The organism is Methylobacterium sp. P3_A11, from assembly GCF_056403155.1.
Window position 1 is genome coordinate 21,922 of record NZ_JBFUGA010000001.1, and the last position, 24,189, is coordinate 46,110.

A 24,189-nucleotide genomic window follows, 5' to 3' on the forward strand; every position below is an offset into this window, starting at 1 on the left:
CCCGCACCTGCGGCGGGGCGCGGCCGTCCCCGATCCGCGGCGCACCCGCCGATACCGGTTCGGCACCGTGGCCCCGTCGTGAGATTACGACGGGTTTGCTCGGCTATGAATTTTGAATACATTTCTTTCCGGGTGGGTGCGGACCATCCGGGGAGGAAGCGACCTTGACCGAAGCGAGGGCACAAGCCCCAGCGCCGCGCGCGGCGGCGCGCCTGGATTCCGGATTGGCGCGCAGGCTGGCGGAACAACTCCAGGGCGAGGCACGGTTCGACGCCTTCACGCGCGGGCGATACAGCACCGATGCGTCGATCTATCAGATCATGCCGGCCGGAATCGTGCTGCCGCGCTCCGCCGCCGACATCGCCGCGACCCTGCGGATCGCGGCCGAGCACGGCGCGCCGGTGGTCATGCGCGGCGGCGGCACGTCCCAGAACGGTCAGCCGATCGGCGCGGGGCTCGTCGTGGACTGCGCGCGCCATTTCAACGGCGTGCTCGCCTATGATCCTGACGGCGGGACCATCACGGTCGAGCCGGGGATGGTGCTCGAGCGGCTGAACGCCCGCGTGAAGGCCGACGGCTGGTTTTTCCCCGTGGAACCCTCGACCGCCACCCGCTGCACGATCGGCGGCATGGCGGGCAACAATTCCTGCGGCGCCCGCTCCCTGCGCTACGGCAAGATGAGCGACAACGTGCTGGCGATGGAGGCGCTGTTCCACGACGGCGAAGCCTTCGGCTTCGGCTTGACCGGAAACGCCCGCTCGGGCGTGAGCGGTTCGGTCCGGGCCGAGGCGCTGGCCGGGCGCATGCTCGACCTCGCCCACGGCCATCGCGAGGAGATCGCGGCCCGCTATCCGAAGGTGCAGCGCCGGGTGGGCGGCTACAATCTCGATGCGCTGATCGAAGCGCAGCCGAACCTCGCGCATCTCCTCGTCGGGTCGGAGGGGACGCTGGCCGCCACCACCGCGGTCACCCTGAAGCTGTCGCGTCTGCCCCAGCACCGGGTGATGGGCGTGTGCCACTTCCCCTCCTTCCGGGTCGCCATGGAGACGACGCAGCACATCGTCGCCCTGGACCCGGTGGCGGTCGAGCTGGTGGACAACAACGTCCTCGTTCTCGGCGCCGACATCCCACTGTTCCGCACGACCCTCGCCGACATCACCCGCGGCCAGCCGAACTGCCTGCTGCTCACCGAATTCGCCGGCGACGACCTGACTGCCCTGCGGCGCGCCCTGAAGCGCCTCGAGACCTGCATGGCCGACCACGGTTTTCCCGACGCCGTCGTCGAGGTGGTGGAGCCGCCCCGGCAGAGAGCGGTCTGGGAGGTGCGCGAAGCCTGCCTCAACATCATGATGTCGATGAAGGGCGACGCGAAGCCGGTCTCGTTCATCGAGGATTGCGCAGTCCCGCTGGAGAACCTCGCCGACTACACGGATGCGGTGACCGCGGTGTTCACCAAGCACGGAACCCGTGGCACATGGTATGCGCACGCCTCGGTCGGCTGCCTGCACGTCCGCCCGATCCTCGACATGAAGGAGGCGGGCGACGTCCGGCGGATGCGGGCCATCGCGGAGGAGACCTCCGCCCTGGTGCGCCGCTACAAGGGTTCGTATTCCGGCGAGCACGGCGACGGCATCTCGCGCTCGGAATACATCGAACCCTTGTTTGGCTCGGTCCTCACCCGCGCCTTCGAGACGGTGAAGGATGCGTTCGATCCCGACAACCGGCTGAACCCCGGCAAGATCGTGCGCCCGCTCGCGATGGATGACCAGTCGCTGTTCCGGTTCAAGCCGGATTACGCGGTGACGGAGCCCGTGAGCCCGGCCCTCGACTGGTCGGACTGGGGCGGCTTCGGCTCAGCCGTCGAGATGTGCAACAACAACGGCACCTGCCGGAAACTCGCTGGAGGCGCCATGTGCCCCTCCTACCGGGTGACCCGGGAGGAGCAGCACCTGACCCGGGGCCGCGCCAACACGCTCAGGCTCGCCATCTCCGGCCAACTCGGGCCGGACGCGTTCACCAGCCCAGAGATGAAGCGCACCCTCGACCTCTGCGTCTCCTGCAAGGCCTGCCGCCGGGAATGCCCGACCGGCGTCGACATGGCCAAGATGAAGATCGAGTTCCTGCACCACTACCATGCCCGGCACGGGCTGCCCGTGCGCGAGCGGCTGATCGCCCTGATGCCGCTCTATGCCGGGACCGCGGCGAAGCTCGCGCCGCTCCTCAACCTGCGCGACCGGTATCCAGCCCTCGCGACCCTGTCCGAGCGGCTCGTCGGCCTGTCGGCGAAGCGGTCTCTGCCGCGCTGGCGCCGCCCCTGGAACGAGCAGGGCGAAGCCGCCCATGTCGACGACGTCGCGGGCGATTTCCGCGACGTCATCCTGTTTGGCGACACCTTCAACCGCACCTTCGAACGGGAGAATCTCGAGTCCGCCGAGCGCGTGCTGCTGGCGGCGGGCTACCGGCTGCACCGGGTCTACCCGCCGCGCGGCCGGCGTTCGCTGTGCTGCGGACGAACCTGGCTGTCGGCCGGCCAGACCGATCGGGCGCGCCGGGAGGCGCGCCGGACCCTCGACGCGCTCCTGCCGTTCGTCCGCGCCGGTGCGCGGGTCGTGGGCCTGGAGCCGTCGTGCCTGCTCACCTTCCGAGACGAATTCGCGGCGCTGCTGCCCGGAGCGGAGTCCGCGCTGCTGGCACGCCAGTCCGTTCTGTTCGAGGAGCTGCTGGCCGCTGACTTGGCGGCGGGTCGGATCGCGCTGCCGTTGGCCGACCAGGGCGGACGGGTCGCGCACCTGCACGGCCATTGCCATCAGAAATCCTTCGGTCTGATGGGGTCCGTGGAGACAGTGCTCCGGGCGGTGCCGGGGCTCGATTTGCGGGTCGTCGAATCGAGCTGCTGCGGCATGGCCGGGGCCTTCGGCTACCGGCCGGAATCCATCGAGACGTCCTTCGCCATGGCGGAGCTGTCCCTGTTCCCGGCCCTGCGGGCCGCCGGACCTGACGACCTCGTGGTCGCCGACGGCACCAGCTGCCGGCATCAGATCCATGACGGTCTCGGCATCCACGCGGAACATGTGGCTCGCACACTCGATCGAGCCCTCCTGCCTCGACACTCCAGGGTCGGGGACCTACAGATAGATCACAGGCCGCAATGATCTGGCCTGGGTCGGGGGACCATGAATAAGATCGAGCCCGGGATCGGAATCAGCCGACGCTACCTCCACGACGAGGTGGCGGACCGGATGCGCGAACTGATCCGCTCTGGCGAGATGGAACCGAAGGCCCGGATCAACGAGGGCGAGCTGACGGAGCGGTTCGGGATCTCCCGGACACCGCTTCGGGAGGCGATCAAGATCCTGGCGACGGAGGGGCTGCTCGAATTGCTGCCGAACCGCGGCGCCCGCGTCGCCAGTATTTCGGACAGCGAACTCGAAGAGATGATGGAGGTGATCGCCGGCCTGGAGGCGACGGCTGGGGATCTCGCCTGCCGCACGATCACCGAGGCCGAGATCGACGCCCTGGTGGTCGATCACGATGCGATGGTGGCGGCCTGGAAGGCGGGCGACGAGGCCGGCTATTTCAGCCACAACCGGCAGATCCACGAAGGGATCATGGCGGCCAGCCGCAACACGACCCTGTCGAACATCTACGAGAGCCTCTCGGGCCGGATCCAGAGGTCGCGCTATTCGGCGCATCAGACGCCGGAACAGTGGGCGCGGGCCGTCTCCGAGCACGAGCGGATGATCGAACTCCTGCGCGCCCGGAACGGCGCCGCCCTCGCCGTGCTGATGCGCGAGCACATCCGCGGCAAGAAGACGGTGATCGCCGCCAATTACGGGGCGGCGGAGAGCGCCTGATCGCTCAATCCGGCGCTCTCGTCATCTCGAACCAGGACGACGCGCCCGGCGTGCGGGAATCGTTGGGGTAGAGAAACGGAATGTCGGGGCCGGTTCCGCGGGCGGCGAAAACGGTCTTCACCCGGGCGCTCATCGCCGGATCCTGACAGATGTACATCACCTGTGCAGTCACCCGGAACGGCGAGGCGCCGCACATCAACATCGCGGCGAGAAGATACTGCTCGTTGTAGAGGCGGCACTTCCACGCGGACGGATAATCGTCCGGGATGAAGATGTCGTGGATCTGCACGATCACGCCCGGCGCCAGGCGCGGCATGACCTCGAAGAAGAACACCGTCACGTCGGAATTCGCGAAGGAGCGATGCGAGCCGTCGAAGAACAGGACGTCGCCCGCCTTGAGCTCGTCGAAGATCTTGAGGTCGCAGGATTCCAACGGGCTGCGCACCGTCCAGTCGCAGATCTCGTCGATCTCGCGGCGCGGCATCGGATCGATGGTGGTGATCCGCGTCGGCAGCGTCAAGGTGTCGATCGCATGGCGCGCGAAGCAGGTCGAGCAGCCGGAGCCGATCTCGAAGAACCACGCCGGGCGCTTCCAGGCCAGCATCGTCATCAGCGCGGCCCCGTCGAGGGCGGTGAACCACGTGTTGTTCCAGTGGGGTACCGCCGAATGCGCACCGGGCGCCTCGTGCGGGACGCTGTGGAGCAGGTCGGCCTGCGCTTCCAGGGCGGCGAGGAACGCGTCGTAGGCGGCCTGATGGCGGGCGAGGACCACCTTCAACTGGCCGTGCGGCGCGGCGCCCGTCTTCCAGCGCGCGGAGGGCACCACCGGGTAATAGTTGTGGACCGTGTGGCTCCAGCGGAACGCCTCGCCGCTCGCGCGGAAGATATCCACGCCGGCACGGCGGCCGACACTCCTGACGACATCCTTCAGCATGGTCACTCCCGCGGCTTCGGGCTGACAATGGCGGCATTACAACTTACGGTCGAGTCGTTCGGAACACCTACGCAGTCCAACCCGCGTGTAGGGTTAGGACGCGATGAACGATACCGGCCGACCTGTCGCGGCGCGTTCGGGTGCGTGCCGTCGCATTCAGGCGGCGCTGGGCGCCCGCAGGCCCGCCACCAGGTCGGTGAAGCGGTCGCCCTGGACGATGACGTGACTGCGCAGCGCCTCCGCCGCCCCGTTCTCGTCGCCCGACAGGATCGCCGCGACGATCGCCGCGTGCTCGGCGAGCGACTGCGGCAGGCGTTGGCGGACGCGCAGCTGCAACCGGCGGTACGGCGCCAGACGGCGATGGAGCGAGAGCGCCTGCTCCGCCAGGAAAGCGTTGCGGCTGGCCCGGTACACTACCGTGTGGAAGACGTAGTTCTCCGCGTAGTAGGATTCGGTGTCCTCGGTCGCCAGCGCCGCGCGGCACCCTTCGAGGGCCGCGCGCAGGGCGGCGGCATCGTCGGCCACGAGGCGGCGTGCGGCGAGACGGCCGCACGCCGCCTCGATCTCCGCCATCGTCTCGAACATGGCCAGCAACAGATGGGGCTCGGGGGCGCTGACGATCGCGCCGCGCCGGGGTTTCGTCTGCACCAGGCCGGTGACCGCAAGCTGCAGCAGCGCTTCCCGGATCGGCGTGCGCGAGACGCCGAAGCGGGCCGCGAGCTGGTTCTCGTCGAGCCGGGCGCCCAGGGCTAGGTCGCCCGAGACGATCTCGTCCTCGATCCGCTGCCGCAGACGCTGAGCGTGGCTCATGCTGGTGGTTCCTCCCCCGCTCGACGGGCCGCGCGCCGCCCCGCCATTTCGGCCGGCGGAGGTTCGACGCACGCGAACATTATGCTGGAGCATTGACAAAATATACAAGCCGGTTTTCCATGCATACAACGAACCGGCGCACTATTGCGCCGCATAAAACGATGCCGCGTTGTTTGCGGTGCGGGAGAACGCCATGACGCCAACTCGTCGTTCGCTGATCGCGGCCACGCTCGCAGCACCGGCGGTCCTGCGGTTCGGACTGGGCACCGCCCAGGCGGCCACCACCCTGAAACTGTCCCACCAGTTTCCCGGCGGCACGATCGACGAGGGCGATTTTCGCGACCGCATGTGCCGGAAGTTCGCCAAGCTCGTCGGCGAGCGGTCGAAGGGCGCCCTGGACGTTCAGGTCTATCCCGGCTCCTCGCTCATGAAGACGAACGCGCAGTTCGGCGCCATGCGCAAGGGCGCCCTGGACATGTCGCTCTATCCGAGCCCGTACGCGGGCGGCGAGGTGCCCGAGCTGAATATCGGCCTGATGCCGGCGCTCGTGACGTCCTACGCTCAGGCGGTGGCCTGGAAGGCCGCACCGGTCGGCCGCAAGCTCGCCGAGATCCTCGACGCCAAGGGGATCGTCCTGGTCTCGTGGGTCTGGCAGGCCGGCGGCGTCGCGAGCCGCGAGCGGCCGCTCGTCTCTCCCGCCGACGCCAAGGGCATGAAAGTCCGCGGCGGCTCGCGCGAGATGGACATGATGATGAAGGAAGCCGGGGCGGCGACCCTCTCCATCCCGTCGAACGAATCCTACGCGGCGATGCAGACCGGCGCCTGCGACGCGGTGATCACCTCGTCCACCAGCCTGATCTCCTTCCGCCTGGAGGAACTGTCCAAGGCGCTGACCTCGGGCCGGGAGAAGTCCTACTGGTTCATGCTCGAGCCGATCATGATGTCCAAGATCGTGTTCTCCGGGCTGCCGAAGGACCAGCAGGATCTGATCATGGCCGTCGGGACCGAGCTGGAGGCCTTCGGCCAGGCCGGCGCCAAGGAGGACGACATCCGCGTCGAGGAGATCTTCGCGAAGGCCGGTGCCAAGGTCTCCCAGCTCGACGAGAAGTCCCTCGGCCAGTGGCGGGACATCGCCCGCAACACGGCCTGGAAGGACTATGCCGGCAAGAACGCGAATTGCGCGGAGCTTCTCAAGCTCGCGGAGCAGGTCGCGTGAGCCACGCCTTCGACGCGGCCACGGCCGCGCCGGACGCGCGGGGTGCCGACGAGCCGCGCGTGCCCGGCCTCCTGGGTGTGTTCGACCGGGCGATGCGCCTCCTGAACCGGGTGATCCTGGCGTTGGGCGGCCTGTGCCTGGTGGCCGCCTGCCTGGTTCTGACCCACAGCGTCGTCGTCCGCTACCTCCTGAAGGAGCCGACGGAGTGGCAGGACGAGATGGCGGTGTTCCTGATCGTCGGCGCCACCTTCCTGTCGGCGGCCGGCGTCCAGGCGAAGCGCGGCCACGTGGCGATCGAGGCGCTGACCGGGCTCCTCCCGCCGGCCGCCAACCGGGTTCGCCTGCTGCTGGCCGACATCGTGAGCCTCACCTTCTGCCTGTTCTTCGCCTGGAAGAGCTGGTCGCTGGACCATGAGGCCTGGGTGGATGGCCAGGTCTCGCAGTCGACCTGGGGGCCGCCCCTGTGGATCCCCTACACGCTGATGTCCGCCGGCATGAGCCTGCTCTGCCTGCAGTTCGTCCTCCAGATCGCCGAGGCCCTCGCCTACGGGCCGCGCGCCGCCGGCTGGGCGAAGCCCAAGATCGGGCTCGGCGCCGACGTGAACCGCGACATGCACGGGGCGCCCGAGATCGAGCCCCGGGGACCGGATCCGCTGGGTCAGACCGTCACCGCGAAGGTAGAGCGATGAGCACGGCCGCGATCGGCTTCCTGTACGCGGGCGCGACCCTGGGGGCGATGCTCTCAGGCATTCCCATCGCGTTCGCTCTGGGCTTCGTCGCCCTGGCGTTCATGGTGGCGTTCATGCCCGGCGCCTCCCTCGATACGGTGGCGCAGAACGTCTACGAGGAGATGGCCTCCATCACCCTGCTGTCGATCCCGCTCTTCATCCTGAAGGGCGCAGCGATCGGCCGGTCGCGGGCGGGTCAGGACCTCTACTCGGCGATGCACGCCTGGATGCACCGCATCCCCGGCGGCCTCGGCATCGCCAACGTCTTCGCCTGTGCACTCTTCGCCGCCATGGCGGGCTCGAGCCCGGCCACCTGCTCGGCGATCGGCTCGGCCGGCATCCCCGAGATGCGCAAGCGCGGCTATTCGCCGGGCTTCGCCGCCGGGATCATCGCGGCCGGGGGCACGCTGGGCATCCTGCTGCCGCCCTCGATCACCATGATCCTCTACGCCGTGGCGGCCGAGCAGTCGCTGGGCCGCCTGTTCCTGGCCGGGATCGGACCCGGCCTGCTGCTGGTAAGCCTGTTCGCGACGTGGTCGGTCGTGCGCTTCCGATCCGAATACGCGACCGCGAAGGCCACCCTCGAACGCGGCGGCCCGGCCTCGCCGATCCTGGCGGACGAGCAGTACAGCATGGCGCAGCGCTTCTCGACGCTGCCGCGGGTGCTGCCCTTCGTGATCCTGCTGACCGGCGTGATGGTCGCGCTCTACGGCGGCTACGCGACGCCCTCGGAGACAGCCGGTCTCGGCGGCCTGATGGCCCTCCTGCTGATCGCTGCGATCTACGGGGTCTGGCGCTTCCGCGACGTCACGCCGATCCTCACCGCGACGCTGCGCGAATCGACGATGCTGATGCTGATCATCGGCATGTCGCTGCTCTACGCCTACGTGATGAGCTACCTGCACATCTCGCAATCGGCCGCGCAGGCGATCGTGGCGATGCAGCTGTCGCCGTGGGTCCTACTGGTGACGATCCTGGCTCTCGTGATCGTCCTCGGCTTCTTCCTGCCGCCGGTCTCGATCATCCTGATGACCGCGCCGATCATTTTGCCGCCGTTGAAGGCCGCGGGCTTCGACCTCGTGTGGTTCGGCGTGGTGATGACCATCACCATGGAGATGGGGCTGATTCACCCGCCGGTGGGCCTGAACATCTTCGTCATCAAGAACATCGCCCCGGACATCCCGCTCTCGGACATCATCTGGGGCACCCTGCCCTTCGTCATCCTGATGGCGGTGGCGATCTTCATCCTGTGCCTCGTCCCGGGCATCGCGATGTGGCTGCCGGACCTGCTGCTCAGCTCGACCCGGTAAGGTCGCGGCGTCCGCTCGCCCGGAATCCGCCATGAGCCTCGAATCCGTCCGCGCCTTCTTCGCCGAGAAGGCGGCCGACATCGCGGTCCTCGAACTCGAGACCCGCACGGCGACCGTGGCGGAGGCCGCGGCCGCCCACGGCGTCGGCCCTGCGCAGATCGCCAAGACCCTGTCGATCCGCATCGGGGATCAGGTCGCCCTGGTCGTGGTCCGCGGCGATGCGCGGCTCGACAATCGGAAGGCCAGGGCCGCGTTCGGCGGCAAGGTGCGGATGCTCGATCTCGACGCGGTCGAGGCCGCCACCGGTCACCCGGTCGGCGGGGTCTGCCCCTTCGGGCTGATCGCCCCGCTGCCTGTCTACTGCGACGTGTCGCTCAAGGCGTTCGACGAGGTCGTGCCGGCGGCCGGCAGCACGCACAGCGCCGTCCGCATCGCACCCGACCGCATGGCCGAACTGACGGATGCGACCTGGGTCGATGTCTGTGGGGAACTGGTCTGAGGCCCGTGCTCAGCGCCCGTTCCACTCGGGCGTGCGCTTGCCGAGGAAGGCCTCCATGCCTTCTCGGAAATCCGCGCTCATGTAGCACATGAGGATCAGGTCATCGCCGGGATGGGACGCGCCTTCGGCGGGAGCCTCCTCCTCGGCGAGGCGGCGCAGGCCCTCCTTGGTGGCCTGCATGGTGAGCGGCGCGTGGCCGGCGAGCAGCTGCGCCAGGGCGTCCACCCGGGTGCTGAGGGCCGATCGGTCCTCGACGACCTCTCCGACGAGGCCGATGGCCAGCGCCTCCTCCGCGCCGACGAGGCGAGCGGTGAAGATGATGTCCTTGACCCGGGCGGGGCCGATCAGGCCGGCGAGCCGCTTCAGGTTGCCCTGGCTCAGGCAGTTGCCGAGCGTCCGCGCGATCGGGAAGCCGAACCGGGCGTCACGGGTTGCGACGCGCAGGTCGCAGGCCGCCGCGATGGCCGCACCGCCCCCCGTGCAGGCGCCCGCGATCGCCGCGATGGTCGGCACGCGCAGCCGCTCCAGGGATCCCAGCACCCTGTCCATGAAGCGCTCATAGCCCAGCGCGTCCTCGGCGGTCTTGAAGCTCCGGAACTGGGCGATGTCGGTCCCGGCCGCGAAGGCCTTGTCGCCGGCCCCGGTGATGATCAGCGCCTTGACGGCCGGGTTCGCGGCGATCGCCTCGCAGCAGGTGATCAGGCCCTGATACATCGCGAAGGTCAGGGCGTTGCGGGCCTGGGGCCGGTTGAGGACGATCCGGGCGATGCCGGCCGCGTCGGTCGTGAACAGCAGCTCGTTGGTGGCGGGCTCGGCGCTCATCGCAGCGTCTCCGGAGGGCAGGTTCAAGCCAGGGTCTCGCGGACAACGCCCCGCGCGATCAGACCGTCGATCTCGGCGGCGGAATAGCCGACCTCCGCCAGGATCGCCCGGGAATGCTCGCCGAGCAACGGTGCAGGTCCGTGGACCCGGCCGGGCGTATCCGAGAATTTGACCGGCAGGCCGAGGGTCTTCATGCGACCGACCCGGGGATGCTCGACCTCGACCACCATGTCGCGGGCGAGCGTCTGCGGGTCGCGGTGCATGGCGTTCACGTCCAGCACGGGGCCGGCCGGGACACCGCCGGCCTCGAGCCGCGCGAGCCACTCCGCCGAGCCGTGGGCGCGGAAGATCGGCGCGAGGGTCGCGGCGAGTTCGTGCCGGTTGGCCATCCGGTCGCGATTCACGGCAAAGCGCGGATCATCGGCGAGGCCGTCGGCGCCGATCGCCTTGAGCAACCGCAGCCAGTTGGTCTGGTTGGCCGCCCCGATAGTGATCCAGCCATCGGCGGTCTCGAACGCTTCGTAGGGGGCGTTCAGCGGATGGGCTGAGCCCATCGGACCGGGTGCGAGCCCGGTCGCCATGGCGATGGCCGACTGCCAATAGGTGTGGGTAATCCCGGCCTCGAACAGCGAGGTGTCGACGGCCTGCCCCTTTCCGGTGCGGAGCCGGTTCGCATACGCGGCCAGGACACCCATGGCCGCCAGGATACCGGCGGTGATGTCGGTGACCGGTGGCCCGCACTTCATCGGCGGCCGGCCAGGCCCCTCCCCCGTCACCGACATGAGGCCGCTCATGCCCTGTGCGACGAGGTCGAACCCCGCCCTATCGGCGTAAGGTCCGGTGCGACCGAAGCCGGAGAGCGAGCAATAGACGAGTTCGGGAAACTCCGCGCGCAGCGTGTCGTAGCCGATCCCGAGGCGCTCCATGGTGCCGCCGCGGTAATTCTCGATCAGCGCATCGGCCCCCTTCAGCAGCCGGCGCAGGACGGCGACGCCGTCCGGATCCTTCAGGTCGAGGCTGATGCCGCGCTTGCCGCGGTTCATCATCATGTAGGCGGCGCTCTCGTTCTGGAGGGCCGGCGGAACGGTGCGACGGGTGTCGTCACCGTCCATCTTCTCGACCTTGATCACCTCCGCGCCCATGTCGGCGAGCATCAGCCCGCAGACCGGACCGGCCATGATGTGAGCGAGTTCGATCACCCGCATGCCCGCGAGCGGACCGGACCGCCCCGTCGCTTCGGCCATCGCGCCCTACTCCCCTGCGGCCGCGGTGGCCACGGGGCCGCCCGTCGGCGCTGCGGGATCCACGAATTCCCGCTCGGGATGCATCGTGAAGGCGAGCCCGGCGCCGAGCAGGCACAGGCCGATCGAGCCGACGAACGGCAGGGTCCAGCTTCCGGTCAGGTCGACGATGACGCCGAAGACGATCGGCGAGACGATCGCCGCCACGGCCGAGCCTGTGTTCATCAGCCCGCTGGCGGTTCCGGCATACTTGGGTGCGATGTCCATCGGCACCGACCAGATCGGCCCGATCACGAGTTCGGCGAAGAAGAAGCCCGAGGAGAGGAGCAGCGCCACCAGGGTCAGGTCACGCGTCATGAACACGCCGGCGAGGCTCGCGGCCGCGCCCAGGAAGCCGACGACGATCACCGACAGGCGCGCGAGCTTCACGTTGCCGGTTCGATGCAGGATCGCGTCGCTCATCAATCCGCCGACCGTGTCGCCCACCACGCCGGCGAAGAACACGCCCGAGGCGAACAGCGCGGAGTTCTTCAGATCGAGGCTGTAATTCTCCTTGAAGAAGCTCGGGAGCCAGCCGAGGAACAGCCACAGGGTCCATCCGTAGCAGAAATACGTGATGCTCACGGGCAGCATGCGGCGGGTCAGGGCGCCCCACGGCACGTTCTGCTTCGCGCCGACTTTGCGGGGCGGCGGCAACGTGTCGAGTTCCGCCCGGGTGATCGCCGGGTGGTCGGAGGGATCGTCGCGGAAGTACAGCCACCAGATTGCGACCCAGACGAAGCTGGCGGCGCCGAGGATCACGAAGCTGGTGCGCCATCCGAAATGGTAGATCAGGAAGGCGACGATCGGCGGCGCCACCGCATTGCCGAGCCGCGCGAAGGCGTGGGTGATGCCCTGCGCGAAGCCGCGCCGGCCGGGGGCCGTCCAGTTCTGCATGGCGCGCGTGGCGGTCGGAAAGGTCGCGCCCTCGCCGAAGCCCAGCAGGACCCGGGCCAGGAACAGGCTGACCAGACCGCCGACCATCCCGGTCAGGATCGTCGCCATGGCCCAGATCATGCCGCAGATTAAAAGGGTCCGCCGGGCGCCGAACTTGTCGCCGACCGACCCGCCGATCACCTGGAAGATTGCGTAAGGATAAGCGAAAGCCGACAGGATCAGCCCGAAATCTGTCTTCGACATTCCGAAATCGCGGATGATTTCGGCTCCGGCGGTCGCGATGTTCACCCGGTCCAGATAGGTGATGAAATACATCACGCAGAGCAGGCCGAGTACGCCGTTCGTGGCGCTCACGCGCTTCAACATCGACCGTTCCTCCAGCGGTGAGCGTCGCGGCAAGCGGACGCCGGGCGCCTCGGCTCCGGGCCGCACGCTTTCTTGTAATGCATTATTCAAACGCCTCGGGCCGCAGAAGGCAACCACCGAACTGCATCCGCACAGCGATTCGATACCGATCCCGGCAAACGGAAACGGGGGCCGCAAAGGCCCCCGTACCAGGTGGATCGCCGAAATGGATTACCGTGCCGGCGGCGTACGGTTCCGTCAGGCCGTGGCCGGCCGCAGCTGGCCCTGCTCGGCTTCGGTCGCGAGGCCGAGCGCCTTGCCGCGGGGTCCGACCCAGCGGCCGACCCACTTGCGCTGCCACAGGGCGAGGCATCCGAGGACGAGCGCCGTGAAGGCCGCGTACCCGATGAAGCCGATCGAGAACGACCCGGTATACTGCTTGGACAGACCCATGACGTTCGGCAGGATCGCGCCGCCGAGCGCACCGATCTCGCCGATCATCGAGCCGGCCACCGCGGTGTTGCTCGGCCAGCGCAGCGGCACGAGCTGGAAAAGCGCACCGTTTCCGGCGCCGAGCGCCGCGAAGCACAGCATGAACAGGATCGTGGTCAGCGCCAGCGAGGGCGTGGCGGTGAGCGACAGGAACGTCGCGATCGCGGCGAGCAGGACCACCGACAGGACCGCGATGCCGCCCATCCGGTCGGCGAAGTAGCCGCCGACGATCCGGATGCCCGAGCCCATGAAGGCCGCCAGCATGGTGAGTCGCCCGGCCTCGACCTTGGTCACGGCGAACTGCTCGTAGAAGAAGGTCGGCAGGAAGTTCGACAGGCCGATGAAGCCCCCGAAGGTGATCACGTAGATCAGCGAGAAGGCCCAGCCGTCCTTCGTGAACAGACAGGAGACGTGCTCCCTGAACGACTGGTGCTCGCAATCCGGCGGCTCCTTGGCGAACACGATCATGATCGCCAGCGGCAGCAGCATCACCACCCCCGCAAAGGCATAGGTGGTCTGCCAGCCGTACGCCTGCGCCAGGGGCGGCGCGAACAGCACGGCGAGCACGGTCCCGGAATTGCCGGCGCCGGCGATGCCCATCGCGAGCCCCTTGTGCTCCGGCGGGAACCAGCCCGAGCCCAGCGACAGCGCGACGCCGAACGAGGCGCCCGCGATGCCGAGCAGGACACCCATGGCGAGCACGTCGCCGTAGGACGAGACGAAGAAGAACCCGTAGGCCATCGCCAGGATGATCACGCTCATCTCGGTGATCGCGGCGTTCTTGCGGCCGATATACTGGGCCAGGATCCCGAGGGGGAAACGCATGAGCGCGCCCGCGAGGATCGGTAGCGAGATCATGAAGCCGGTCTGGGCCGGCGTCAGCCTGAAGGTCTCCGTGATGAACGGACCCATCGCGCCGTTCAGGACCCAGATGGCGAAGCAGAAATCGAAGTACAGGAAGGCGGCGAACAACGTCGGGGGGTGACCCGACTTCATCACGGTCTTGAAGCTGGCCATAGCTGGTGCTCGTCTCAAGTGGGCGAACCGTCACGCGGTCGCTCATGCCGGGGGGTCCGGACTCACACCGTCCGCTGTTGGGAGCGCCGTTGCTCCGCCGCCGCAGCAGGCGCGGCTGATCCAGCAATGCAGCAAGTGTGCCAATCGAACGCGGTGCGGGAGAYGTCGGCGGCGCGGATCGGCACTCTGGCGGCGCCGACTGGAAAACGGCCAAGCCGGTGCCCTTGATCGCGGCATCCCTGCCGAGCAAGCGGGCCACGGAACAGGCTCCTCACGGATCGGTGAGCGGCGACCTGGAAATCATTGCTGCATGTGAGCAACACAGGGTCGGAGAAAGTGTCCTCAACACCCCGTAAGTAGCCCGGGATCGCTCTCGGCAACTTGGCGGTAATGCGTGATCTTTGCTAAGCCCCGGCATGAGCTGAGCCGTGTCTTCGTGCAGGCCCGCTCCACCGCGCGCCGCGGCGGGTCCCGGCGTCGCCTCCCGAGGAATTCTGACCCATGTCCGCCCCGATCCGTCGCTTCCTCTTGGCCGGCTTCGCCGTCCTAGCCCTAGCCTCGACCGCACACGCCCAGGGCCGCGGCCCGGTCGGCGACTCGGGCATCGACGGGTTCGGAGACGACGGGCAGCTCTATCAAGATCAGAACGGTGCCTACTATGTGCGCCGCGGCGGCCGCTACCTGCCCTATACCGGGCGGACGGACTTCGTTCGCCCGGCGCCGCGAACCCCCGCTGCAGCGGTCCCGGCGCCAGCCGCGCCGGCCACCGCGCTCACCGAAGACCCGACGGTTCCGGTCCGCCCAGGCAGCGTGCCGCCCGCCGAAGGTCTCTCGCCCCTCGAAGCCGCCAAGGCCAAGGCGGTGTTGCGGGCGCCCGACAACGAGCCGATCGACTATGCCAAGGCCTATGGCCCGGTCACGGATGACGTGTTCCCGGTCCAGGCGTTCAATTACAAGAAGATGAGCCCGGCCTTCCTCCGGCAGGAAATCGCCTATAACGGCCCCTACGAGCCCGGGACGATCATCGTCGATCCGCGGGCGCACCAGTTGACTCTCGTGCAGCCCAACGGCCGGGCTCGGCGCTACGGCGTTGGCGTCGGCAAGCAGGGCTTCTCGTGGTCCGGGACTGCGACGGTCAACTCGAAGCAGGCCTGGCCGGACTGGTACCCGCCCAAGGAGATGATCGCCCGCAGCCCGAAGCTCGCAGGCGAGGTCGACAAGCTTCAGAGCGGGCTCGGCGTCCCCGGCGGCCTGCGCAATCCCCTGGGCGCGCGGGCCATGTACCTGTGGCAGGGCAACAAGGACACGCTGTTCCGCATCCACGGCACGCTGGAGCCCTTCTCCATCGGGAAGAGCGTGTCTTCGGGCTGCATCCGGATGATCAACCAGGATGCGATCGACCTGTTCAGCCGCGTCAACGTCGGCTCCAAGGTCGTGGTGCTGAACTGAACTGAGCTCCGAAGGAAAGCGTAGCGCCCCTGTCCGGATGCGTCCGGACCAGGGCGCCGGTGCTCCGCCTTAGCTCAGACTGCGGCGGTGTTCGCCGAGGATCCGCCGGACCGTCCCGGCCTCGGAGCGGTAAACGAGGGTCTCGGTCTGGATCCGGTCCGGCCGGAAGCGGACGCCCCGCAGGAGCGCTCCGTCGGTGATGCCCGTGGCGGCCACGATGACGTCGCCGCTCGCGAGGTCGGTGAGGTCGTACTTCCGATCGAGATCCGTGATGCCCATCTCGGAGGCCCGACGCCGCCGCTCGGGGGTGTCGAGGATCAGGCGCCCCTGCATTTGGCCGCCGATGCAGCGCATGGCAGCGGCAGCCAGCACGCCCTCCGGGGCCGCACCGGTGCCGAGATAAAGGTCGATGCCGGTCTCCTCGGGGCTCGCGGTGAAGATGATCCCGGCGATGTCGCCATCCGAGATCAGGCGGACCGCCGCACCGGCGGCCCGCACTTCGGCCACCAGGGCCGCGTGGCGCGGTCGGTCGAGGATGAGGGCGGTGATCTGCTGCGGATCGACCCGCTTGGCGCGGGCAAGCGCGGCGATGTTGTCGGTGGGACTCGCATCGAGATCGACAAGTCCGGGCGGATAGCCGGGGCCGATGGCGATCTTCTGCATGTAGACGTCGGGGGCGGCGAGGAGCGAGCCGCGCTCGGCCATGGCCATCACGGCGATGGCGCCAGGCATGTCCTTGGCGCAGAGCGTCGTTCCCTCCAGCGGATCGACGGCGATATCGACCTCCGGTCCCTCGCCGAGGCCGAGCTGCTCCCCGATGAAGAGCATCGGCGCCTGATCGCGCTCCCCCTCCCCGATCACCACCGTGCCACGAATGGGCAGGCCGTTGAGTTCGTCGCGCATCGCGTCGACGGCCGCCTGATCGGCGGCCTTCTCGTCTCCCTTGCCACGCAATCGCGCCGCGGCGATCGCAGCACGCTCCGTCACACGGGCGAGTTCGAGGGCAAGCGTGCGTGGAACGCCGCGCGGTGCCGACTTGGGGGCCTCAGCCATTGTTTCCTGCCTTTGTCCAGGCCCGATCTTGAGGTCGGATCCCGGGTGGACACCGCCGAATGACGGCCGTCCAGCCTACACACCGTTCACCGACGCCCAATATCCTGCATTAAGGCCTAGCTGGTCGGCACCCAAGATGCATTCTTATTCACGCTCGATCCGGATGAGCTGCGGCGGTTCCGCCAGCAGCCCGTCGGACCCAATGGCGTCGAGGGCCGCCCGGATGTTCCCCTCGGTGGCCGCATAGGTGATGAGGACCAGCGGCACGGGCCGGCCGGAGCGCCCGCGCGGATCAGTTTCCGCGCCTTCGATGCGGCGCTGCAGGATGCTTTCCAGCGAGATCTCGCGCTCCGCCATCCGCTGGGCCACGCCGGCCGCGACGCCGGGGCGATCGTGGACGGTGAGGCGGATGTAGTAGCCGCCCTCGTGACGCTGCATCTCGACGCGTTCGCTGGCGCGCATCGCGCTGGCCGGGATCCCGAAGGTCGGGCGCGTCACGCCGCGCGCCACGTCGGCGATATCGGCCACCACGGCAGAAGCCGTCGCTTCGCCGCCGGCACCGGGGCCGATCAGCGTCAGCTCACCCACCGCATCCGCATCGATCGTCACGGCATTGGTCACCCCCATGACTTGGGCGATCGCCGAGGATTTCGGCACCATCGTCGGGTGAACCCGCTGCTCGATGCCGGCCTCGGCGGCCTGAGCCACGCCGAGCAGCTTGATCCGGTAGCCGAGTTCGTCCGCCATGCGCAGGTCGAGGGGCTGGACCCGCGAGATCCCTTCCACCGACACGCCCTCCGCGTCGATGGCGGTGCCGAAGGCAAGGCTGGTCAGGATCGCGAGCTTGTGGGCGGTGTCGAAGCCCTCGACGTCGAAGGTCGGATCCGCCTCGGCGTAGCCCAGGGCCTGTGCATCCCTCAGGCAGGCCTCGAAGGTCAGCCCCTCCCGCTCCATGCGGCTCAGGATGTAATTGCAGGTGCCGTTCAGGATCCCGTAGACGCGGGAGATGACGTTGCCCGGCAGGCCCTCGCGCAGGGTCTTGATCACCGGGATCCCGCCGGCGACCGCCGCCTCGAAGGCGAGCGCCACGCCCTTCTCCTCGGCGCGGGCCGCGAGGGCGGCACCGTGGCGTGCGAGCAGCGCCTTGTTGGCGGTGACCACGGGCTTGCTGGCCGCGATCGCCGCCTCCACGACCGCCTTGGCCGTCCCGTCGGCTCCGCCGATCAGCTCAACCACGCAATCCACGGTGTCGGACTCGGCGAGCGCCACCGGATCGTCGAACCATGCGAAGCCGGCGAGGTCCAAGCCGCGGTCCCGGCTGCGGTCGCGGGACGAGACCGCGGTGACGCGGATGTCGAGGCCCGCTGCCGCGAAGGCGGCGCGCCGACGCTCGACCATCCGGACCACGGACGCTCCGACAGTGCCGAGTCCGGCGATCCCGAGGCGTAAGCTCACTTTCATGACCCCTTCCGTGCCCAGGCGACTGCGATGGACCAGCCGCCCGATGCGGCGCACTTTTGCAAGACACGACCCATATTCGTCAAGGCCTTGACTTCCTTTATGTTTTCGCTGTGTCCGATTGTCTTAAGTCTAGTTGAGGGGGCGTTTCGACGGTGGAGCGGGCACTTGTTGAAGACGAGCTGTCGACGTTGCTGTTCAGCTTGGATGCGCGTCTCCCAGCCCTGCCGCTCCTTTCAGAGCCAACATCGCGGGGGCCGCCGCAAGGAGGATCTCACGACCGGGACCAGGCGGCTTCGGAAGACGATCACGGATCCCACTCATAATCGACTGATCCTGCAGCGCTGCGCCGAAAGTGCCGCGTGCGATTAACGCCCGTCGCTTATTCAAAGATGTGGCAATACAAGCTTAATTTGAGACTTCGGCCCAGCACTTCAGTCTGATATATCTTTCGCAATCCATGCATTATATCGAATATTATACTGTTCATCTGCAGCGATTGAATCAATCGGCGGTTGAATTTTACAAATCAAACACAGTTATTTGCCCATCCATCGTCCCAAATGCATAAATATCGGGCAGAAAACTAATTCTACGACAACTCGAAGACGAAGATTAGTCGCTGTGACACACATGCAGACCACAAAGTCGATACGTACGAGGTTCGGCTGTTCGCTTTGTTCAGTTAGGCACGCTGCTTTTGTGGGCCGACCGTTGACAACATCAACGCATCGCGTGCCCCCGACTTCGCCTGGCTCGTCCGCCGCGGCATTGAGCATCGACGTAACCTATTCTTTACCATCCCATGCGGACGCGGCTACCGAATGCAGGCCAGAGTCGTTGAGGCGCATGGACATGTCCGCACCTTCCAAACGGGACGACCCTACGTCCGAATTGGACACCGTGGCCGATCTGCCAATCAACCTTTTCATCAAGCGCTGGCGGCAGATCACCGGCGAGCCGCCGGCCATTCTCCTGAACTCGCGCTCGGCGATGATCGCGCTCTTGGTTGAGAGTGTGCCCGTCGCACCGATTGAGGTCCACGGCGGGGCGGTTGGTGAGCCGCGCGACGAACAAGCCCCGAACTCACTCCCCTGTCGCGGGCGTGAACCGGATTCAGACCGAGCGGCATGACGGATCGGCGCAGAGAGGGCACCTCATCCTCGTGGTGGCCAATCGGTCAGCCCCGCGGTCAACGGCAGTCTTCTCTCCTGACCGCGACGGAGAGCCGTTTCGGACCGGCGCGGCCCTGGACGCACCCATCCGCACGTGCGGGCGCGGCAATGATCCCGATGCACGCGCGGCCATCGGACCTGCAGAGGGTCCGACAGCCGATTGCGGACCCTGTGATCCCATGCGTCGAGGTCGAGCGCATCAAGGACAGAATGCCCTTCAGCCAAGAGCGCACTGACACGGTCAGCAAGACCCTTCAAGCGCGGCTTTATCATCAACAGAAGCGGGATCGCTTGCCGCCAGGACGATCCGGCACTCGCGGAAGACCAGTAACGAACACGGCTGTTACGTTGTCCGAGCCGCGTCGGTCAGCGGTCGAATGCCCCTCGCTGGATTCAATCCGTGAGGGCTTGTGTCGTTTCAGCGAAGAAGAAATACGGGCCCCGAGGCCGAAGCCCCGGGTTCTGTTGCTAGGCGTGCCCACGCCCCGGAAGATTACGCCGCGAGGCGCATCTCCATGCCGACGTTGTCGTTGGCATTTAGAGTTTTGGTCAGGTGCTCGGAACGGGGGTTGCCCGCGCCGAACCGGTCGAGTCCTTACCGAAAGTCGCATCTTACCCTGCCGAGGCAGGACAGAACTCGCGATCCCTTTACCGTCCAGTCGAACCTGTTTCGCCCCCAGCAGAAGCACCCTGGCAACGCGCATCCGCAACGCCGGACGCTCGCTCTCGCCCCCGTGCGGTATCCGGGGCAGGATGCTTCTGGTGGAGGCGCCGGGTACCGCCCCCGGGTCCTGAAACGTTATTATGAACCGGTCATCAACCTCGCCCACACCTTACACCGAAACGGATGGCCGGGTCCACCGACGGATTACGGCCCCACCGTCAGCCGCGCCGTAAAGTCGCCTGCCGGGTTTCCCTGGCGAATCCGACCATCGACTGCGCGAGGCGGGATCTGGCACGACATCCCCTGGCCATCACCGGTGTGCGCGCCGCTTCAGCCACCTGCGCTGTCAGTACCGGACGTTGCGGAAGCCGCCGCCGCTGCCGGCGACGACGTGCTCGATCACTTCCTTGGTGGATGGGCTGATCCCGCCGTCGCCGCGCAGCCGCCGTCCATCCGCCCTTTCCAGGCGCGCGACATCATCGGAGCACCGGTTCAGCGCCTCACGAACCTTCGCCGTGAGCGGCTCCCGACGTTGCATCGGGGCGCCTCCCATCTCGAACCGCAGGCAGGAGGCCAGGTAGCCTTTCAGGTCGTCGAAGGCGGCTGCCTGCGCGCCTGACGTCAGGATTAGGAACAGCACAGCGGATCGGGCGAGCATCGAACACTCCAGCCGAGGGCGGACCGAGCTGAAACGCGCGAACAGGGCGTTGGTGGCCGAGCATCGCTTCGGTAGCTCTCCCCAAAGGGATGAAAGCAGCCGGTCCATCTGCTCAGACGTCAGGAAGCCATCCGCGACTGGCCTGCGCGTCCCTCGCCAATAAACGGTCCTATGGACGCCGCGCCGATTGGCCCGCCGCCTCGCGACTGGACCGTGCGGAGTACCCACGGATCGGAGAGCCGGAATCGATCCGCCTCCCGGCTTTCGCGCCGAAGCCCGTCGCCGCACGACCGGCCGATCAATTATCGAGGGGGCAGAACTCGGGAAAGATTGGTCGGAGTGGCAGGATTTGAACCTGCGACCCCCACGTCCCGAACGCGTTTCCATTCGATCTTGCCGCGTCGTCCCTAGGAGACGCTCAGATCATCACCCCGCTTTGTTCACGTTCGGTGCGCGGGAAAGCGTCCCGGTAGGCGTCCCGGTACTCCTACGACCGCCGGTCGCCTTGAGCGCGCCCTGGAAGTGCTCGGGGCAGTGGTGACCGTAGACATCCTGCAGGACCTCCAGCGTCACGCCGAAATAGCCGCACGCCTCCCATGGCGGACAGCCGCCGCGGAGCGCCAGGGTGATCGCCGTGTGGCGGAACGAGTGCGGGATGACGTCGGCGCCGAACCCGGCATCCTCGCGCGCCGCGCGGAACGCCTTGTTGATCCGCCCGATCCGCTTGCCCTGCCACTCGACCACGTAGCGGAACGCGATGCCGGTCCGCTCCCAACGCCAGAGGTGCGCCAGGAGCCGCGGGTGCAGCGGCGCCGGCGGCTGGCGCTTCTTGGTCTGCCGCGATCCCGGCGGCCGCCGGTAGAAGGTGCCGTGCTCAAGGTCGACGTAGCCGCTGCCCACGGTGGGGCGGATCGCGGCGCCGCAGATCGCACCAGCACGGGTACCCGTGTACAGCGCAACCAGGATGAACCGGGCGACGTGCTGGCGGGACCGCCGGCCGGTGGCGTGGCCCTTCTGCACCTCGCGGTAGCGCCAGGCCGACCAAATCAGCTTCGCGACCTCGGAGCGGGTGAGCCATCGCTCCCGCGCGGCGCCGCGTTCCGGCAGAACCACCGGCACCGGCGAGGCGAGATGCCCCTCGCGGTGGTAGTGGTTGATCGCCGCCCGAAAGTCCTCCAGCTCGCGCCGCGCCACCGCGAGGCCCCGGTGCTCCGCATAGTCTCGGCAGGCCCGGCCGGTGACCGTCGACAGCCGCTTGCCCTCGAAGAAGGCCAGGATGTTGCCCAGGCGGCCGGCGATCTCCTTCGGCCGCGCCTTCTTGCTGGCGATGTCGTCGAGGTAGACCGAAACTACGTCGGCGACCCAGACCTGAGCGGGGTCACGATCGCTCTCCCGCGCGGGTTCGTGCTTTTCGGCGATGTAGGCGGCGAGCCGCTTTTCAGCCGCTGCAGCCTCATCAGCGCGGCGACCTGTGCGGATTTTCCGTCGTCCGTCTCGGATGATCCAGGACGCATGCCGGGTGATCCGGCCTTCGAAATCCGTCTCTGCCCGTTCGAGCTTGAGGTGGGGGCCTTCGGAGCGGCGCGGCATAGCTCGATCATCTCGGCAATCGCACGAAGCGTGGTCCAGTCTTTCCCTGCCACGCGCGAGACAGCAAGCCGGTTGCGGGCTGCCTCGCGGCGCAACCCCGCCCCCGTCATCGCGCCGCCGGGGAAGGCGATAGCGGCCGCCACGTCGAGCCGCAGCGGCGTCGTGTCGTCGACCTCGTGCCGGTCCGGGATGCGAACGCTACGCGGCACGGTCCCCTCCCCTCGCCTTCAGCCCGGCGTCGCGCGCCCGGTTCAGATCGGCCATCAGGTCGTGGGACCCGCCCGGCCGGTCTGGGTGCCGCCGCTGGGCGAGCGCGCGATAGGCGGCATCGATCGCCTCAGGGCTGGCGGTCTCCTCGACGCCGAGCACCTGCCACCAGGGCATCATGCCCGGTGCCGGCAGCGCCTGGAATCCACGCATCGAAGCCCGCACCAGCGCCAGAGTCCCGTGCCGGAGTTCGACGCGCCGGGCCTCAATGATGTGATGGATCGCCTGGAGGTTGGCAGCGGGGTCGCGTAGCGGTCGACTGGGATGCAGCGCTGCTCGCCGTCCCATTTGAACCACACCGCGACTCCCGGGTCGGCCGGCTTCTCGTGCCCGAGCGAGACGTTCGACGAGAGCACGATGTCGGCGACCGGCTTGCCGCTGTCTGAGCCGAACAGGCCCAGGCTGTCGCGAACGTTCGCCAGGGCTGCCGAGAGCGTCGTCTTGAACTTGCCCTGCTCCCGGCGCGTCGAGCGCGGGATGAAGTCGGGCCACTGGAGCGGGTAGGCCCGGGTCACGCTGCCCTCCCGCTCGTGTCCTCAGTCGTCCGGATGACGTCCAGGCTCTCCCAGATGCTGAGCCGCCTTTCGTAGCCGAGCATCAGAGGGTGTAGCGGGTGGCCGTCCTGGGCGGTGCCGAGGCACATCAGGCGCCTGCCGGCAGCGAGCGCCATGTCGTGGAACCGTGCCCAGCGCCGACGGAGCCCAGGTGGCAGTTTGGCGAGCGCGCCCCAAGCCGCGATGCACATATCCGACTCGCCGAGGATCCGGCGCAGATGGGCGTCGTTCTCCACGCCGACCGGGGCTGGCGCGCTGTGCAGCACCCTGATGTCGGTTGCCCGGAAGGCGAACAGGTTGCCGACGACGACATGCCGGGCGCCCATCCGCTCGGAGAAGCCGACAACCTTCCGGATCGTGGCGTCATCGGTCTCGGCGTCGGCGGTCGACGGGTTGACCATGATCCAAGCCACAGACGGGCCTGCCAAGTAACCGCCGATGCTGCGCTCCAGCCGATAGCGGTAGGTGCCACAGGGTGAGATGATAGCGTTCACACCACCTCCGGAAGATCCATCACGCCGCATTGCTTAATATTTTCAGAGTAAATGAGTACTGGCCGCCAAAATGGGCGACCGATATAAAACCCGCCTCTACGGGGACTCTGAATGCCCAACGAACGCAGAGTCACCACGCGCGGAACCGCCTTGAAGACGGGGCACATCCTTTTCGGACCTGACCAAGATTTCTGCGACTGTCTTATATGGGATCTCACCAAATCCGGCGCGATGATTGAGACAGGACCCGAGACTAATCTTCCGGCCGAATTCCAGCTGATCTCAGAAAGGCTGTATCTTAACAAGACCTGTCTAGTGATATGGCGCGCTGGCAGGAAATTGGGCTTGAAGTTCTCCGGCTGAGTCCTTCGATCATACATGGCGGCACTCGTCGCCGAACAGATCCCCCTTCGCGCCCTCGGCACCGGCCTCCGCGCGGAGCTTGCGCGCGATCGCCTGCATCAGCGCAGTCTGGCGGTCGGCGAGCTGCTGCGTCATGCGCCCGGCCTCGACCCAGCGCGGGTAGGCGCGCAGCCTCTGGCGGACCTCGCGCTCAGCGCAGCCGGCGAGATCGGCGGCGGTGAAGCCCTCGCGCGTGATGGTGCTGGACTCGGCCATGCTGC

General features: G+C 67.7%; 22 protein-coding genes and 1 other RNA gene. 8 read left to right on the forward strand and 15 right to left on the reverse strand.

Going from position 1 to position 24,189, the window contains the following annotated elements:
- The first annotated feature begins 164 nt into the window (after positions 1 to 164).
- Both AC1DXK_RS00095 and AC1DXK_RS00100 read left to right on the forward strand, forming a co-directional pair.
- The gene (locus AC1DXK_RS00095) at positions 165 to 3,152 is read left to right on the forward strand and encodes an FAD-binding and (Fe-S)-binding domain-containing protein (protein ID WP_457104299.1); all 2,988 of its coding nucleotides are present in this window, start codon (positions 165 to 167) and stop codon (positions 3,150 to 3,152) included.
- A gap of 21 nt (positions 3,153 to 3,173) precedes the next feature.
- Positions 3,174 to 3,854: a GntR family transcriptional regulator gene (locus tag AC1DXK_RS00100; protein ID WP_457104300.1), complete on the forward strand. Its 681-nt coding sequence runs from the start codon at positions 3,174 to 3,176 to the stop codon at positions 3,852 to 3,854.
- Between the two features lie 4 nt (positions 3,855 to 3,858).
- Here the strand turns inward: AC1DXK_RS00100 and AC1DXK_RS00105 are convergent, their stop codons facing one another.
- Positions 3,859 to 4,788, reverse strand: coding sequence for a class I SAM-dependent methyltransferase (locus AC1DXK_RS00105; RefSeq protein WP_457104301.1), 930 nt, complete (start codon positions 4,786 to 4,788; stop codon positions 3,859 to 3,861).
- A 156-nt stretch (positions 4,789 to 4,944) separates the two neighbouring features.
- On the reverse strand, positions 4,945 to 5,598 hold the full coding sequence (locus tag AC1DXK_RS00110) for a GntR family transcriptional regulator (protein WP_457104302.1): 654 nt from the start codon (positions 5,596 to 5,598) through the stop codon (positions 4,945 to 4,947).
- A 193-nt stretch (positions 5,599 to 5,791) separates the two neighbouring features.
- Here AC1DXK_RS00110 and dctP point away from each other — a divergent pair, with 193 nt between their 5' ends.
- From dctP to AC1DXK_RS00130, 4 genes are read left to right on the forward strand one after another with little or no spacing between them, the layout of a single operon-like run.
- Positions 5,792 to 6,814, forward strand: coding sequence for a TRAP transporter substrate-binding protein DctP (gene dctP, locus AC1DXK_RS00115; RefSeq protein WP_457104303.1), 1,023 nt, complete (start codon positions 5,792 to 5,794; stop codon positions 6,812 to 6,814).
- A complete protein-coding gene (locus AC1DXK_RS00120; RefSeq protein ID WP_457104304.1) occupies positions 6,811 to 7,503 on the forward strand; it encodes a TRAP transporter small permease in 693 nt (230 codons plus the stop codon). Before dctP ends, AC1DXK_RS00120 begins: the two co-directional genes overlap by 4 nt.
- The gene (locus tag AC1DXK_RS00125; RefSeq protein WP_457104305.1) at positions 7,500 to 8,852 is read left to right on the forward strand and encodes a TRAP transporter large permease; all 1,353 of its coding nucleotides are present in this window, start codon (positions 7,500 to 7,502) and stop codon (positions 8,850 to 8,852) included. The genes AC1DXK_RS00120 and AC1DXK_RS00125 overlap by 4 nt, the downstream gene beginning before the upstream one ends.
- Positions 8,853 to 8,883: 31 nt before the next feature.
- Positions 8,884 to 9,351: a YbaK/EbsC family protein gene (locus tag AC1DXK_RS00130; RefSeq protein ID WP_477296331.1), complete on the forward strand. Its 468-nt coding sequence runs from the start codon at positions 8,884 to 8,886 to the stop codon at positions 9,349 to 9,351.
- Positions 9,352 to 9,360: 9 nt separating this feature from the next.
- Here the strand turns inward: AC1DXK_RS00130 and AC1DXK_RS00135 are convergent, their stop codons facing one another.
- The 4 genes from AC1DXK_RS00135 to AC1DXK_RS00150 all read right to left on the reverse strand — a co-directional run bounded on the left by AC1DXK_RS00135 (position 9,361) and on the right by AC1DXK_RS00150 (position 14,204).
- Positions 9,361 to 10,173, reverse strand: a complete 813-nt coding sequence (locus AC1DXK_RS00135) for an enoyl-CoA hydratase/isomerase family protein (protein ID WP_457104307.1) — start codon at positions 10,171 to 10,173, stop codon at positions 9,361 to 9,363.
- 23 nt (positions 10,174 to 10,196) lie between these two features.
- Positions 10,197 to 11,417, reverse strand: a complete 1,221-nt coding sequence (locus AC1DXK_RS00140; RefSeq protein WP_457104308.1) for a CaiB/BaiF CoA transferase family protein — start codon at positions 11,415 to 11,417, stop codon at positions 10,197 to 10,199.
- Positions 11,418 to 11,423: 6 nt separating this feature from the next.
- Positions 11,424 to 12,716 (reverse strand): MFS transporter, encoded by a 1,293-nt coding sequence (locus tag AC1DXK_RS00145; protein ID WP_457104309.1) that lies wholly within the window; start codon positions 12,714 to 12,716, stop codon positions 11,424 to 11,426.
- 237 nt (positions 12,717 to 12,953) lie between these two features.
- Positions 12,954 to 14,204 (reverse strand): nitrate/nitrite transporter, encoded by a 1,251-nt coding sequence (locus tag AC1DXK_RS00150; protein WP_457104310.1) that lies wholly within the window; start codon positions 14,202 to 14,204, stop codon positions 12,954 to 12,956.
- A 501-nt stretch (positions 14,205 to 14,705) separates the two neighbouring features.
- On the opposite strand from AC1DXK_RS00150, the gene AC1DXK_RS00155 reads away from it, so the two are divergent.
- Complete coding sequence (locus tag AC1DXK_RS00155) at positions 14,706 to 15,653, forward strand: L,D-transpeptidase (RefSeq protein ID WP_457104311.1); 948 nt, start codon at positions 14,706 to 14,708, stop codon at positions 15,651 to 15,653.
- 69 nt (positions 15,654 to 15,722) lie between these two features.
- Here AC1DXK_RS00155 and glpX read toward each other — a convergent pair whose 3' ends face one another.
- Positions 15,723 to 16,706: a class II fructose-bisphosphatase gene (glpX, locus tag AC1DXK_RS00160; protein ID WP_457104312.1), complete on the reverse strand. Its 984-nt coding sequence runs from the start codon at positions 16,704 to 16,706 to the stop codon at positions 15,723 to 15,725.
- Positions 16,707 to 16,850: 144 nt separating this feature from the next.
- Complete coding sequence (locus AC1DXK_RS00165) at positions 16,851 to 18,167, reverse strand: homoserine dehydrogenase (protein ID WP_457104313.1); 1,317 nt, start codon at positions 18,165 to 18,167, stop codon at positions 16,851 to 16,853.
- A gap of 846 nt (positions 18,168 to 19,013) precedes the next feature.
- On the opposite strand from AC1DXK_RS00165, the gene AC1DXK_RS00170 reads away from it, so the two are divergent.
- Positions 19,014 to 19,298, forward strand: a complete 285-nt coding sequence (locus tag AC1DXK_RS00170) for a hypothetical protein (protein WP_477296335.1) — start codon at positions 19,014 to 19,016, stop codon at positions 19,296 to 19,298.
- 681 nt (positions 19,299 to 19,979) lie between these two features.
- Here AC1DXK_RS00170 and ssrA read toward each other — a convergent pair.
- The 7 genes from ssrA to AC1DXK_RS00205 form a co-directional block, all read right to left on the reverse strand.
- Positions 19,980 to 20,151: a transfer-messenger RNA gene (gene ssrA, locus AC1DXK_RS00175) on the reverse strand.
- 198 nt (positions 20,152 to 20,349) lie between these two features.
- The gene (locus AC1DXK_RS00180; RefSeq protein WP_457104315.1) at positions 20,350 to 20,661 is read right to left on the reverse strand and encodes a hypothetical protein; all 312 of its coding nucleotides are present in this window, start codon (positions 20,659 to 20,661) and stop codon (positions 20,350 to 20,352) included.
- 426 nt (positions 20,662 to 21,087) lie between these two features.
- Positions 21,088 to 22,251 (reverse strand): site-specific integrase, encoded by a 1,164-nt coding sequence (locus AC1DXK_RS00185; protein WP_457104316.1) that lies wholly within the window; start codon positions 22,249 to 22,251, stop codon positions 21,088 to 21,090.
- 198 nt (positions 22,252 to 22,449) lie between these two features.
- Entirely contained in the window at positions 22,450 to 22,671 is a 222-nt protein-coding gene (locus tag AC1DXK_RS00190) for a J domain-containing protein (protein ID WP_457104317.1), read from the reverse strand.
- Positions 22,635 to 23,033 (reverse strand): hypothetical protein, encoded by a 399-nt coding sequence (locus AC1DXK_RS00195; RefSeq protein WP_477296338.1) that lies wholly within the window; start codon positions 23,031 to 23,033, stop codon positions 22,635 to 22,637. The genes AC1DXK_RS00190 and AC1DXK_RS00195 overlap by 37 nt, the downstream gene beginning before the upstream one ends.
- Positions 23,030 to 23,566 carry a DUF1643 domain-containing protein gene (locus AC1DXK_RS00200; protein WP_477296340.1) on the reverse strand — a complete coding sequence of 179 codons (537 nt, stop codon included), beginning with the start codon at positions 23,564 to 23,566 and terminating at the stop codon, positions 23,030 to 23,032. The genes AC1DXK_RS00195 and AC1DXK_RS00200 overlap by 4 nt, the downstream gene beginning before the upstream one ends.
- 372 nt (positions 23,567 to 23,938) lie before the next feature.
- Positions 23,939 to 24,184 carry a hypothetical protein gene (locus AC1DXK_RS00205; RefSeq protein WP_457104320.1) on the reverse strand — a complete coding sequence of 82 codons (246 nt, stop codon included), beginning with the start codon at positions 24,182 to 24,184 and terminating at the stop codon, positions 23,939 to 23,941.
- Positions 24,185 to 24,189: the final 5 nt, after the last annotated feature.